At 67.6% G+C, this 12,873-nt stretch carries 15 protein-coding genes; 8 read left to right on the forward strand and 7 right to left on the reverse strand.

What is annotated here, in order from left to right:
* Positions 1 to 274: 274 nt before the first annotated feature.
* The gene (locus AC0KUR_RS02290; RefSeq protein WP_200086641.1) at positions 275 to 613 is read left to right on the forward strand and encodes a type II toxin-antitoxin system RelE/ParE family toxin; all 339 of its coding nucleotides are present in this window, start codon (positions 275 to 277) and stop codon (positions 611 to 613) included.
* Between the two features lie 3 nt (positions 614 to 616).
* A complete protein-coding gene (locus tag AC0KUR_RS02295) occupies positions 617 to 916 on the forward strand; it encodes an addiction module antidote protein (protein WP_473375286.1) in 300 nt (99 codons plus the stop codon).
* Positions 917 to 999: 83 nt separating this feature from the next.
* Here the strand turns inward: AC0KUR_RS02295 and AC0KUR_RS02300 are convergent, their stop codons facing one another.
* The 5 genes from AC0KUR_RS02300 to andAc all read right to left on the reverse strand — a co-directional run bounded on the left by AC0KUR_RS02300 (position 1,000) and on the right by andAc (position 5,720).
* A complete protein-coding gene (locus AC0KUR_RS02300) occupies positions 1,000 to 2,286 on the reverse strand; it encodes a DUF445 domain-containing protein (protein WP_059558474.1) in 1,287 nt (428 codons plus the stop codon).
* Between the two features lie 117 nt (positions 2,287 to 2,403).
* Entirely contained in the window at positions 2,404 to 3,624 is a 1,221-nt protein-coding gene (gene andAa, locus AC0KUR_RS02305; protein WP_226251892.1) for an anthranilate 1,2-dioxygenase system ferredoxin--NAD(+) reductase, read from the reverse strand.
* Positions 3,614 to 3,940: an anthranilate 1,2-dioxygenase ferredoxin subunit AndAb gene (andAb, locus tag AC0KUR_RS02310; protein ID WP_006479527.1), complete on the reverse strand. Its 327-nt coding sequence runs from the start codon at positions 3,938 to 3,940 to the stop codon at positions 3,614 to 3,616. The genes andAa and andAb overlap by 11 nt, the downstream gene beginning before the upstream one ends.
* Positions 3,941 to 3,957: 17 nt before the next feature.
* Entirely contained in the window at positions 3,958 to 4,434 is a 477-nt protein-coding gene (gene andAd / locus AC0KUR_RS02315; protein WP_006490977.1) for an anthranilate 1,2-dioxygenase small subunit AndAd, read from the reverse strand.
* A 14-nt stretch (positions 4,435 to 4,448) separates the two neighbouring features.
* Positions 4,449 to 5,720 (reverse strand): anthranilate 1,2-dioxygenase large subunit AndAc, encoded by a 1,272-nt coding sequence (gene andAc, locus AC0KUR_RS02320; RefSeq protein ID WP_049029683.1) that lies wholly within the window; start codon positions 5,718 to 5,720, stop codon positions 4,449 to 4,451.
* Between the two features lie 213 nt (positions 5,721 to 5,933).
* Here andAc and andR point away from each other — a divergent pair, with 213 nt between their 5' ends.
* Positions 5,934 to 6,893 carry an anthranilate 1,2-dioxygenase regulatory protein AndR gene (gene andR, locus AC0KUR_RS02325; RefSeq protein WP_034185657.1) on the forward strand — a complete coding sequence of 320 codons (960 nt, stop codon included), beginning with the start codon at positions 5,934 to 5,936 and terminating at the stop codon, positions 6,891 to 6,893.
* Between the two features lie 129 nt (positions 6,894 to 7,022).
* On the opposite strand, the gene AC0KUR_RS02330 is transcribed toward andR, so the two are convergent.
* A complete protein-coding gene (locus AC0KUR_RS02330; RefSeq protein ID WP_034185656.1) occupies positions 7,023 to 7,916 on the reverse strand; it encodes a LysR family transcriptional regulator in 894 nt (297 codons plus the stop codon).
* A gap of 91 nt (positions 7,917 to 8,007) precedes the next feature.
* On the opposite strand from AC0KUR_RS02330, the gene AC0KUR_RS02335 reads away from it, so the two are divergent.
* Genes AC0KUR_RS02335 through catC form a run of 3 tightly spaced genes read left to right on the forward strand, consistent with a single transcriptional unit; the run spans position 8,008 to position 10,410 of the window.
* Positions 8,008 to 9,141, forward strand: coding sequence for a muconate/chloromuconate family cycloisomerase (locus AC0KUR_RS02335; RefSeq protein ID WP_034185655.1), 1,134 nt, complete (start codon positions 8,008 to 8,010; stop codon positions 9,139 to 9,141).
* Positions 9,142 to 9,173: 32 nt separating this feature from the next.
* Positions 9,174 to 10,076, forward strand: coding sequence for a catechol 1,2-dioxygenase (catA, locus tag AC0KUR_RS02340; protein ID WP_473375287.1), 903 nt, complete (start codon positions 9,174 to 9,176; stop codon positions 10,074 to 10,076).
* Positions 10,077 to 10,119: 43 nt separating this feature from the next.
* The gene (gene catC / locus AC0KUR_RS02345) at positions 10,120 to 10,410 is read left to right on the forward strand and encodes a muconolactone Delta-isomerase (RefSeq protein ID WP_034185653.1); all 291 of its coding nucleotides are present in this window, start codon (positions 10,120 to 10,122) and stop codon (positions 10,408 to 10,410) included.
* 139 nt (positions 10,411 to 10,549) lie between these two features.
* Here catC and AC0KUR_RS02350 read toward each other — a convergent pair whose 3' ends face one another.
* Positions 10,550 to 11,329 (reverse strand): NAD(P)H-dependent oxidoreductase, encoded by a 780-nt coding sequence (locus AC0KUR_RS02350; RefSeq protein WP_069246041.1) that lies wholly within the window; start codon positions 11,327 to 11,329, stop codon positions 10,550 to 10,552.
* An 86-nt stretch (positions 11,330 to 11,415) separates the two neighbouring features.
* Here AC0KUR_RS02350 and AC0KUR_RS02355 point away from each other — a divergent pair, with 86 nt between their 5' ends.
* Both AC0KUR_RS02355 and AC0KUR_RS02360 read left to right on the forward strand, forming a co-directional pair.
* Entirely contained in the window at positions 11,416 to 12,309 is an 894-nt protein-coding gene (locus AC0KUR_RS02355) for a LysR family transcriptional regulator (RefSeq protein WP_034185652.1), read from the forward strand.
* 138 nt (positions 12,310 to 12,447) lie between these two features.
* Positions 12,448 to 12,858: a DUF2471 family protein gene (locus AC0KUR_RS02360; protein WP_049036155.1), complete on the forward strand. Its 411-nt coding sequence runs from the start codon at positions 12,448 to 12,450 to the stop codon at positions 12,856 to 12,858.
* Positions 12,859 to 12,873: the final 15 nt, after the last annotated feature.

Genomic DNA, 12,873 nt, shown 5'->3' on the forward strand with positions numbered 1-12,873 from the left:
CCTACGGCACGCGGACGCTCTACCTACTGGACACAGACCACGGCACTTCCCGCCGCGCGACGAACGATGCGCGGCGGCGCCCCCGGATGCCGGAGGACGAACGGACCCACCCGTGCGCGACGAGCATGCACGAGCGGCAAGGACGTGTTTGATTGTAGACGGATTCGAAAGATTTCGACTTTGGCCGAACGGCCAATCGGCACCCAAGCGAGGCGGACGGCCCTACCGCAGCAGCCGCGAAACGACTTGCCACCGCCCCTTTTTTCTGTGAACCATGGTTGACATACTGCCATCGACGCCCTACCGTGCGCCTACGTTCAGCGCCCGAACCACCGACGTCTTCGACGCCTGGTTTGCCGGCCGGCAGGATCGCGTCGCGAAGCGCCGCATCCAGGCACGCATCGACTGCCTGTCGATGGGCAACCCCGGCGACCGGAAGTCCGCCGGCTCGCCGGTCGTCGAAATGCGGATCGACCATGGCCCCGGCTATCGCGTCTACTCCGTCCGGCGCGGACCGATCCGGGTCATCCTGCGCTGCGGCGGCGATCAATCGACGCAACAGGCCGACATACGCGCCGCGCACGCGATGCTCGCGCGCCTCGACATGGAGTGATCGATGGACAAGATCCGCACCCGGCCGTGGGATTCGGCCGAACCCCTGAAAACCGAAGACGGCATGGCCGACTACTTCGAGGCCTGCCTGCAGGAGGCCGGCGACGATCCGGCCTTCATCGCGCACGCGCTCGGCGTGATCGCACGCGCACGCGGCATGTCGAAGGTCGCGCGCGATGCGGGCCTGTCGCGCGAAGGGTTGTACAAGGCGCTGTCGCACGACGGCAATCCGAGCTTCGGCACGATCCTGAAAGTCACCAAGGCGCTCGGCCTGCAGCTGCACGGCGCGAAAGCGCACGCATGACAAAAAAAGCGCGTGCCCGGCATCGCGCCCGTTGTGCGGTGCTCGTGGCCGCGCCGGCGCCGCCGTTCAACGGCATGGGCGCGTCAAGGCAGCCACCCCGCCGCCCAGCGCGGCACCAGCGACACCAGATACAGCCCGAGCCCGATCAGCCCGCCGACCAGCGTGCCGTTGATGCGGATGTACTGCAGATCCTTGCCGATGTTCAATTCGATCTGCCGCGACATCTCGCGCGCATCCCAGTTGCGCACCGTATCGCGAATGTGGCGCATCAGGAAATCGGCGAAATCCGGCGCCATCTCGTGCACGGCCTTCTCGACATGCTCGTTCAGCGACGCGCGCAGCGCCGGGCTCTCCGACAGCCGCGCGCCGAGCCAGCCGCCCAGCGTCGCGGCCTGCCGGTGCAGCGCCGAATCGGCGCGGGCAAGATCGGCCTTCAGCCACGCGCGCAACTGGTCCCACAAGTCGCGCGCATACTCGTTGAATGCATCGCCGTCGCGGATATAGCGCTTGATCTCCTCGCCCTTCGCGACGAACGCCGGATCGTGCTTCAGCCGCTCGGTCAGTCGCGCGACCGTCCGGTCGAAGCGCTGCCGCAGCTCGTGCTCGGGGTCGGCCGCCACGCCTTCGAGCACGCGGCTCACCGCGCTCGCGAGCATCCGCGCGCCGTTCTCGCCGAACCATTGCGTCGGCATGATCTTCTCGACCTTCGGGTATTGCGTCTTCAGCCATTCGACGATGAAGCCCGCGATCACCTCGCGGTTCTCCTCCTTGTCGAGCACGTCCACCACCTGTTCGATCGCGTCGTCGAGCAGCGCCTGGTGGCGGCCGTCCTTCGTCAGCGTATCGAGGATCGCGCCGGCCGACTGCGACAGGTCGACCCGGTCGAGCACCGCGCGGAACGCGTCGTGCACGAACGACTGGATCCGCGCGTCGTCGGTCATGTCGAGCGCGAAACTCATCAGCCTCGTCACGTAGCCGCCGAGCGCATCGGTGTTCGCCGGCTCGCCGAGCCACGCACCGAGTTTCCGCGCGGGATCGTGCTGGCGGATCTGCGCGGCGAGCGCGTCGGGGCCGAGGAACTTCTCGCGCACGAACACCGCGAGATTGTCGGCGATCTTGTCCTTGTTCTTCGGAATGATCTCGGTATGGCGCGACACGAACGGAATCGGCACGCGGCGGAACAGCGCGACGACCGCGAACCAGTCGGCGAGCGCGCCGACCATCGCGGCTTCGGCCACGGCCTTGAAGCCGTCGACCCACGGGCCGCGCGGCAGCAGGATCGTCGTGACGAACACCGCGACGGCGGCCAGCAGCAGCCACAGCGCGCGGCGCTTGCTGCGTTTCAGTTCGAGGGCTTTGTCTGGCGTCATGGCGGACCGGCGGATCGGCGGATCGGCGATGCCGCTAATATCCCCGATTTCGCCGCAACCGACAAACGCGCGGGCCGCGCAGGCGCATGCGGTGCACGCACACCGCGCGCGCCGCCGTTACAGGAATGTCTTCAGGTTCACCGCCGGATCGGCCAGCTTCGCCGGGTCGGGCACCGCCCCTGCCGCGATCAGCCGGCGCGATGCGCCGATGTCGCGCCCGAGGTTCGCCGCGGCCACCGCGACGATCCTGCCGTCGTCGCCAAGCCCGAACACCGTGAACGGCCCGCTCGCCGGATCGCCGCGCACGACGATCGTGCGTTCGCCGCCGAACAGCCCGAGCATCTGCAGGTTGCAGTCGTACTGATCGGACCACAGCCACGGCAGCTCCCCATAGGTTTCGTCGGCGCCGAGCAGGTTCGCCGCCGCGACGGCCGGCTGGTTTTCGGCCACCTGCCATGACTCGATCCGCACGTGGCGCCCCAGCAGCGGATTGAAGTGCATCGTCACCTCGCCCGCCGCGAAGATCGCCGGATCGGCCGTACGGCAGCCCGCGTCGACGCGTATCCCGTTGTCGACGTCGAGCCCGGCCGCCTGCGCAAGCTCGACGTTCGGTACCACGCCGATGCCGACCACGACGATATCGGCCGGCACGTCGCCGCGATCGGTCTCGACGATCGCGCCGCCGCCCGGCGCGCGGCGGATCGCACGCGGCAGCGTCGCCATCCGGAACGCCACGCCACGCGCGTCGTGCAACCGACGCGCATACGCACCGACCACCTCCGGCAGCGCGCGCTGCAGCAAGCGCGGCGCCGGATCGATCACCGTCACGTCGCAGCCGAGCTGGCGTGCCGCCGCCGCGACCTCGAGGCCGATGAAACCGCCGCCGAGCACCGCCACGCGGCGGCCCGGCGCCAGTCGCGCACGCAACGCACGCGCATCGTCGACCGTACGGACGTAGTGCGGCACGACGCCTTCGTCGACCGCCCCGCCGAACGTGCGCACGCGCGACCCCGTCGCGAGCACGAGCCGCGCGTACGGCAGCGTCGTGCCGTCGTCGAGCCGTACGCGCCGCGCATCACGCTCGATCGCGTCGACGCGCGTGCCGAGCCGCAGCTCGATGCGCTGCGCGTCGTACCACGCCGCGTCGCGCACGAACGCACGCTGCTCGCCGCCGTCCGTCAGCAGCGCATCCTTCGACAGCGCCGGCCGGTCGTACGGCAGCGCGCGCTCCGCGCCGATCATCACGATGCGCGCCGCCGCATCGCGCTCGCGCAGCGCTTCAGCCGTGCGCCGCGCCGCATGGCCGGCGCCGACGATCACGAACGGATCAGCCGACATTGACTTCCACCTGCCCGTCGACGATCCGGATCGGATAGGTCCGTACCGGCTCGGTGATCGGCGCGCATTTCGGCGCACCGGTGCGGATGTCGATCAGCCCCTGGTGCAGCGGGCACTCGACGCAGCCGTCCTCCACGTAACCCTCGGACAGCCGCGCATGGCCGTGCGTGCAGAGGTCGTGCATCGCGAACAGTTCGTCGCCGATCCGGAACACGGCGATCGGCTTCTGGCCGGCGACGCGCGCCGCCGGTTCGTCTTCGGAGAATTCGTCGAAAGCGCCGAGCGGATGCCACTCGGCCAGCGTTGCTTCGGTCATGTCGTTTCCTTGCTTCGTCAGATCGGCGTCGCGAGCAGCGTCTGCACGCGCGACGTGTCGTAGATCACCCGCTTGGTCTTGTAGCGCAGCCCGTCGGGCGTGCGCACGACCGTGTCGTAGTACTTGCCGGCCTGGTACACGTTCGACTCGCCGTTGCTGCGCGTCTGCACGACGACGTAGTTGCTCTCGGTGTCGATCTCGCCGTCGCGTTCCGCGACGATCGTCAGGCCCGACGTCATGTGCCGGTACGTGTGCTCCTCGTAGATGTTCGCGTGCCGCAGCGACACCACGCGATCGCGCAGCATCCGCTGGTTCGTGCAATGGACGATCCCGACCGGCAGCCCGAGATCGGCGTTCTCCTTCGGCACGATCTCGTACGTGCAGTCCTCGGTGAACATCTCCGGCCAGTGTTCGAGCCGGTCGTTGTCGAGGTGCCCGATATAGCGGTTCTGGAGCATGTAAATCTCGAACCAGGTCTTCATGTCTTCCGTCATTTTTCGCTCCCGCCTCAATAGCCCATCAGCTTCTGGTAGCCGACCCAGAACTTGCGGATCAGGCTTTCGGTGATCACCGTGTCCTGCTGGTCCGGATTGCCGCGCGACATCTCGATCACCGACGTCGCATCGGCATCGCGTATCGTGCCGCGCTGCACGAGTTCGGTCGCTTCGGTGTCTTCCATCGAGATGTAGCCGGCCGGCCCGACGAGGTTCGCCTGCTTGATGCGCAATGCGCGCAGCTCGGGCGTGTCGTCCGCGTACCCGAAGAAGTGGAAGATCAGCTCGAAGTTGTCGGGACCCTTCGGCAGGATCTGCCGCGCGACCAGCGTGTTGTGGATCTGCTGGATCACGAGCTGCGGGAAGATCGGCTGGATATGGTTGGTGCAGTCCTCGTCGTATTCCGACACGAGATCGAGGATCGATTCGTCCTCGAGATGGAAACCCTCGTCGAACGACCGGATGTTCTGCTGCTTGTACGCGGCCGACGTGTCGTCGTTCGTCTTCGTCACGGTGATGATGCTGTGCAGCCCGTGGTTCGCGTCCGGAATCGAACGCGCCTTCATCCCGACGCGGAAGATGTTGAAGGTCGTATGGAACAGGTGCAGCATGCTCGCGTGATACGGGTCCTTCACGTTCTCCATGTACAGCTTCCAGTTCGACTTCGAATACTGGCGCGTGCAGCCGAGATACTCGATCGGCTTGTGGAAGATCCGGTCGATCCACGGGCGCATCTGCTCGCCGAGATACTCGGGCAGCGGCGCGACGGCGTCGCTGAAGGTCGCGAACACGAGCCCGCGATAGCTGTCGACGCGCAGCTTGCGCAGCCCGTGCTGCTTCGGGTCGAAGTCGGCCGGCATCCCGGTCATCCCCTTCTGGCCGCGCCGGAACGGCACGCCGAGCAGGTTGCCCTGGCTGTCGAAGCTCCACTGGTGATACACGCACGTGTGCGAACTCGCGTTGCCGCGCGACTTGCGGCACACCTGCGCGCCGCGATGCGCGCAGCGGTTCACCCACGCCGAGAGCGTGCCGTCCTCGGCGCGCGTGACGACCACCGGCGTGTCGCCGACGAACGTGCTCTTGAAGTCGCCGGCCTTCGGGATTTCCGCTTCGAGCGCGACGAAGTTCCATGTCGGCCCGCGGAAGATGCGCTCCTGCTCGCGATCGTAGACCGCACGCGAGCTGAACACCTTGTACGGCACGCGCGAGCCGTCGTCGTGCGGAAAGGTCACATCGGATGCGTCGCCGCGCTCGGCGAAAACGACGGGCGATTCTGTCTGCTCCATGTCGGACTCCTTGTCGATCGATTTCGTTGAATGCATGGAGCCGATTTTTGAAAAGCTAATATTCGTCGTCTATCCGGAAAGTGCGATTGCGGCGGCGCAATATCCACTTTCGGCGGATTTCTGCGCTAGCATGACGGCACACGCGACCCGGCGCACGATCGCGACCCATTCGTCGGATCGAAGCGCGCGTCGCCCATACCAAGGCTGAGGCCCATGTCCCCAACGTCGTTCGAGCCGTCCGCGCTGCGCGCGCACCGGCTGTTCGAATCCCGCGATCTCGACGAGACGCGCGAGCGCATCTCGCGCGTGATGCAGCCGCATGCACTGCTGCCGAACGGCCGCGTGCACGGGGCGTCGCACATGGATTTCGTCAAGCTGGGCGGGCTCGGGATCGGCACGATCGCATTCGGCGACGCGATGCGCGTGCAGGTCGACGCGGTCGACGGCTATTACCTGCTGATGTTCTGCCTGTCCGGCCAGGCCGAGGTGCGCGCGATGGGGCGGCAGCTCGGCGTCGACGGCCAGACCGGCGTGCTGTGCGCGCCCGGCGAGCGCTTCGACGCGGTGCTGTCGGCCGATTGCGAGCAGTTCGTGCTGCGCATCGACGCGGCGACCGTCGGCGCGCTGACCGGCGACCCGCGTGCGACGCTCGACCCCGTGCTGCACATCAGCGACGCCGCGCTTTCCGCGTGGCGCCAGCAACTGATGCTTGTCGCGCGGTCGCCCGAACTGCTCGAGCGCGCGAACGCGAACCCGCGTGTCGCGTCGCAGCTCGAGCATTTGCTGATTGACCTGCTGATCGAAGGCCATCCGCCGTCGGTGCTGCGCGCGACGCACCGCGACCCCGCGCCGGGCTTCGTGCGGCGCGCGCAGGAGTTCGTGAACGCGCACTATGCGCAGCCGCTGCAGCTCGCCGATATCGTCCAGGCCGCCAACGTGCCCGAACGGACGCTGCGCGACGCTTTCCTGCAGTTCCGCGGCATGAGCCCGATGCAATACCTGCGCGCGACGCGGCTCGACCATGCGCGCGAGCTGCTGCGCGGCGCGGCGGCCGGCCGGCGGATCGCCGAAGTCGCGCTCGATTGCGGGTTTACGCACCTCGGACGCTTCGCGATCGCGTATCGGGAAAAGTTCGGCGAATCGCCGTCGGAGACGCTCGACGCGAAGCGGTAGCCGCGACCGCCAGGCTGGCCGGCCGGCTTTCGCGCGAGCCGCAACGGCATCGCGCCGCACCGCCCTGGCCCCATTCGGCGGCGTCCGCCCAAACAGACCGTTAGTTGCGATTCATCGCACCCACGGCGGTCATTGCGCCGCCGGCGCGATCATCTCCCGCGCAATCGCGCAGAACGCCGCCGTGGCCGCGCTTTCGCCGTGCAGCCGGCGACTCATGATGATCGGCGACGTCGCGGCCGGCTCCGGCAGCCGCCGGTAGACGACGCCCCGCACGCGCACGCCCTCCACACTCTCCGGCACCAGCGACACGCCGACCTGCGCGGCGACGAGCCCAAGCGCCGTCTGCAACTCGCGTACCTCGTGAACGGCCGCCGGCACGACCGCGCCGTCGCGCAGCGCGGACAGCTGCTGATCGGCGAAGCTCGGCCGCGGCGTGCTCGGGTAGACGATCATCGTCTCGTTCGCGATATCCGCGAGCGTCAGCGGCCGGGCCGGATCGGCGAGCGGATGCCCGACCGGCAGCGCCGCGATCAGCTTTTCCTCGATCAGCGCCTCGCGCACCAGCTGGTCGTCGTCGAAGCGCAGGCGGCCGAACCCGACGTCGATCCGCCCGCCCTTCAGCGCGCCGAGCTGTTCGAGCGTGAACATCTCGATCAGCGACAGCTCGACGTCCGGCTGCGCCTCGCGAAACGCGCGGATCACGTCCGGCAGCGCGCCGTACAGCGTCGACGGCACGAAGCCGATCACGATCCGCTCCGACAGCTGCGCAAGCCGCCGCGTCAGCGGGCCGAGTTCGTCGGCCTGGTCGACGAGGCGCTTCGCCTGCGCATAGAACACGCGCCCCGCATCGGTCAGCTTCAGCGGCCGCGCGCCGCGCTCGAACAGCGGCAATCCGATTTCGTCCTCGATCGCCTGGAGCTGGCGGCTCAGCGGCGGCTGCGTCATGTGCAGCCGCTCCGCCGCCCGCGTGATGTTCATTTCCTCGGCGACGGCGATGAAGTAGCGGAGCTGACGCAATTCCATTTCATGCCTCAAAGGTATGGAAGTAGTCGGAAAGAGTGTTGGACGACGCGGGGCGGGAATTCCTACCATGTGCACCAACAGGAGGAATCGCATGATAGCAACTGCCGCCACCATCGAACGCATCGACACGCTGCTCGTCGACGTGCCGACGATCCGGCCCCACAAACTGTCGGTCGCGACGATGAATTGCCAGACCCTCGTGCTGGTCCGGGTTCGATGCACGGACGGTATCGAAGGCGTCGGCGAGGCGACGACCATCGGCGGCCTCGCCTACGGCGAGGAGAGCCCCGAAAGCATCAAGGTCAACATCGACACCTACTTCGCGCCGCTGCTGCAGGGCATGGACGCGACACGCCCCGGCGCCGCGCTGGCGCGTGCGCGCAAGCTGTTCCAGGGCAACCGTTTCGCGAAGTGCGCGATCGAAACCGCGCTGTTCGACGCGCAGGCGCGGCGCCTCGGCGTGCCGCTGTCCGAGCTGTTCGGCGGCCGCCGGACCGATGCGGTCGATGTCGCCTGGACGCTCGCGAGCGGCGACACGCAGCGCGACATCGCGGAGGCCGAAGCGATGCTCGACGCGCGCCGCCATCGTGCGTTCAAGCTGAAGATCGGCTCGAACGCGGTTGCCGACGACGTGGCGCACGTGGTCGCGATCAAGCGTGCGCTCGGCGAGCGCGGCGACGTGCGCGTCGACGTGAACCAGGCCTGGAGCGAAACCGATGCGATCTGGGCCGGCGCGCGGCTGGCCGAAGCCGGCGTGAGCCTCGTCGAGCAGCCGATCGCCGCGACCAACCGCGCGGGGCTCAAACGCCTCACGCAGCTGGCGCAGGTGCCGATCATGGCCGACGAGGCGCTGCACGGCCCGGTCGACGCGTTCGCGCTCGCGCAGGACCGCGCGGCCGACGTGTTCGCGGTGAAGATCGCGCAGTCGGGCGGCCTGCAGGGCGCGGCGAGCGTCGCGTCGATCGCCGCGGCGGCCGGCATCGAGCTGTACGGCGGCACGATGCTCGAAGGCGCGGCCGGCACGATGGCGTCCGCGCAGCTGTTCAGCACGTTCGATTCGCTGAAATGGGGCACCGAACTGTTCGGCCCGCTGCTGCTCACCGAGGAAATCCTCGTCGAGCCGCTGCGCTATCAGGATTTCAAGCTGCATCTGCCGGCCGCGCCCGGCCTCGGCATCACCTTCGACTGGGCCCGCATCGAACGGATGCGACGCGACGCCCGCTGATCCCCACACGACAACCGAAACCGGAGACACAGATGAACAAGCAAGCCATCGACGCACTGCTGAAGACCTTCGACGACGCCGCCGAGAAACCCGGCAACCCGCGCGTGCGCGCGATCGTCAACCGGATCGTGAAGGATATCTGCTACACGATCGAGGACTTCGACGTGCAGCCGAGCGAGTTCTGGACCGCGCTGAACTACCTGAACGAAGCCGGCCGCGAATTCGGGCTGATCGCCGCGGGCCTCGGCCTCGAGCGCTTCCTCGACGTGCGGATGGACGAGGCCGAGGAAAAGGCCGGCATCCAGGGCGGCACGCCGCGCACGATCGAAGGGCCGCTGTACGTCGCCGGTGCGCCGGAATCGGTCGGCCACGCGCGTCTCGACGACGGCACCGATCCGGGCCAGACGCTGATCATGCGCGGCCGGGTACTCGGCGAGAACGGCGCGCCGCTCGCGAACGCGCTCGTCGAGGTGTGGCACGCGAACCATCAGGGCAACTACTCGTACTTCGATCAGTCGCAGCCCGCGTTCAACCTGCGCCGCTCGATCCGGACCGACGCCGACGGCCGCTACAGCTTCCGCAGCGTGCTGCCGGTCGGCTACAGCGTGCCGCCGGGCAGCAAGACCGAGCAGTTGCTCGACCAGCTCGGCCGCCACGGCCACCGTCCGGCGCACATTCACTTCTTCGTTTCGGCCGACGGTTATCGTAAGCTGACGACGCAGATCAACATCGACGGCGATCCGCATCTGTGGGACGACTTCGCGTTCGCGACGCGCGACGGGCTGATCCCGCCGGTCAAGCAGGCCGAAGGCGCGGAAGGCAAGCCGTATGGCGTCGACGGGCAGTTCGCGCTGATCGACTTCGATTTCTCGCTGCTCAAGGACAAGCAGCACGTGCCGGGCAGCGAAGTCGAGCGCGCACGCGCACAGGCCTGAGCGCGCGCCGCGTTCGACGCATCGATCATTCAAGGAGTGCAGGATGCTGTTTCATGTGGAAATGACCGTTCGCCTGCCGGCGGACATGGATCCGGTCAAGGCGGCCACGCTGAAGGCGGAAGAAAAGGCGATGTGCCAGCGGTTGATGAACGAAGGCGTCTGGCGGCATCTGTGGCGGATCGCCGGGCAGTACGCGAACGTCAGCATCTTCGACGTCGAAAGCGTGCAGCAGCTGCATGACCTGCTGAGCCAGTTGCCGCTGTTCCCGTACATGGAGATGGACGTGCGGGCGCTGTGCCGGCACCCTTCGTCGATCCGGGACGACGATCGCTGAGCCACGATGAATCGCGGCCGTGCCCCACGGCCGCGCGATGTACGACACGAGCGGCCGGCGAAGTCTCGCGGGCCGCTCGTGTCGCTTTGCGTTTGGGAACGGTCGTCCGTGTCGCCGCGCACGCGGTGCGCGGCAGCCGTCATGCGGCCAGATGAACCGCGAATCCCGCCTGCCCCGGCGCGATGTCGTCCTTCAGCGTCAGCGCCGGAATCGCGTATTCCCCCGCGTTCTGCCGACGGAACGGAATCGGCGGCGTGGTCCACAGATCGTCGAGACGCCGGCCGAGCGCCGCGCGCGTTTCGTCGAAGCGCGCGTCGTTCATCTTCCCCGTCCGGTAGATCACGAACGGCGGCAGCACGTCGAACCCCGGGTAATACAGCACGCCGTGATGGATCGGGAACAACACGTCGTCGATCGGCCCGTTGATGCCGCGCGGGCTGTAGTGCGACTCCCACCCGCCCGTCGTGACGACCACCATCGCCCGCTTGCCGGTCATCCTGCCTTCGCCGTAGCGATCGCCCCAGTGCGTATCGGAATGCTCGCCGACCCCGTACGCAAAGCCGTATGCATACACGCGCTCGAACCAGCCCTTCATGATCGCCGGCATCGAGAACCACCACAGCGGAAACTGCAGGATCACCGCGTCGGCCCACTTCAGCTTCTCCTGCTCGCGTGCGATGTCGTCGCTTTGCGTGCCCGCCGCGAACGCGCGCTTCGAATCGAGCGACGGATCGAAACGCGCGCCGGGCGCATGGTCGGTCACGTCGTTCGCATCGAATATCGCCTTCCAGTTCATCGCGTACAGGTCGCTCACCTGCACCGCGTGGCCGGCCGCCTCGAGATGCCCGACGGCAAAGTCGCGCAACGCGCCGTTCAGAGACCGCGGTTCGGGATGGGCATACACGATCAGCACATTCATGTTCGTCACTCCGTCGATTGAATGACTGCAGGATGCGCCTGCCGAAGGTATATTTGAAATGAATTCATGATATTCCAGGTATAGCCATGGACAATCTCAGACGGCTCGATCTGAACCTGCTCGTCACGCTGGACGTGCTGCTGGCCGAGCACAACGTCACGCGCGCGGCCGGGAAGCTGAACATGTCGCAGCCGTCGGTCAGCGTGCAGCTGCAGAAGCTGCGCGACCTGTTCGGCGATCCGCTGCTGCTGCCGGGGCCGCGCGGGATGCGGCCGACCGCGCGTGCGGAAGCGCTGCGCGAGCCGTTGCGCGATGCGCTCGAAGCGATCGAGCGCGCGGTGGTGCCGGCCACGCCGTTCGATCCCGCGACCGCGACGAACACGTGGCGCGTGGCCGCGACCGACTACGGCGAATCGACGATCGTGCTGCCCGCGCTGAATACGCTGCGCTCGGCCGCGCCCGGTACGCGGCTCGCCGTGGTCGAACTCGTACCGCCGCGCATCGAGCAGGATACCGAACGAAACGGCATCGACCTCGTGTTCCATACGAGCGACGGGTCGCCGGCCGGCATGCGGCGCCTGCCGCTGTTCGTCGAACGCTACGTGCTCATCGGCCGCGCCGGGCATCCGAAGCTGAAGCGGCGCCCGACGCTCGCGCAGTTCGGCACGCTCGAACACGTGATCGTGTCGCCCGACGGCGGCGGCTTCTTCGGCGTGACGGACGAAGTGCTCGCGAGGGTCGGCGCCACGCGGCGCGTCGTGCTGTCGGTGCCGCACTTCCTGTTCGTGATGTCGGCCGTCGCGAGCACCGATCTCGTCGCGATGCTGCCCGAGCGGCTAGTGCGCGACGTGCCCGCGTTGCGCGTGGTGGACGCACCGGTCGAGGTGCCCGGCTATGAAATGTCGATGCTGTGGCATGAACGCGTGCATCGCGACCCGGCGCATCGGTGGCTGCGGGAGACGATCGCGGCGGCGGTCTGAACCGGCCCGGTTGCCGGACGACTGCCGCCTGCTGTCATCGGGGGCTTGAAAGTGCGTCGATCACTGTATATATTTACAGTGTTTCTGCGTCATTTGACCCGAATTCCGTCACCCGAGACGGTCTTTAGTGAGGCGACCATGTTCCAGTCATCCGCATTCGATCCCGAGCAACCCGGCTTCAATCCCGTCCACTTCGAGCGCGCCGCGCGGCAGGCGGTCGTCGATCTTCAGCGTGTCGTCGGCGGCCCCGCGCAGCGGGCGCTCGGCTTGCGGCGCCGCAGCCATCCGGCCGCCGTCCGCACGATGAGCTGGCAGGCGCTGCTGAATGTCGAGGAGCTGGCGTTCTCGAACACCGGCTTCCTGAACCGCAACGATCCGGCCGTCGTCGATGCCTTCATCCGGCTGCGCGACAGCCGGATGGTCGCCGCGGACATCGAGGAAGCCGTCGACTGGAAACGCGACGACGACGATCTGCCCGCCGTCTACCTGATCGTCAAGGCGATGCTGGAAGCGGAAGAGCGCGAGGCGCAACGCGTCGAGATGGAGTGACCGCCGCGACGCGCG

Source organism: Burkholderia sp. YHN3-13 (genome assembly GCF_055810675.1).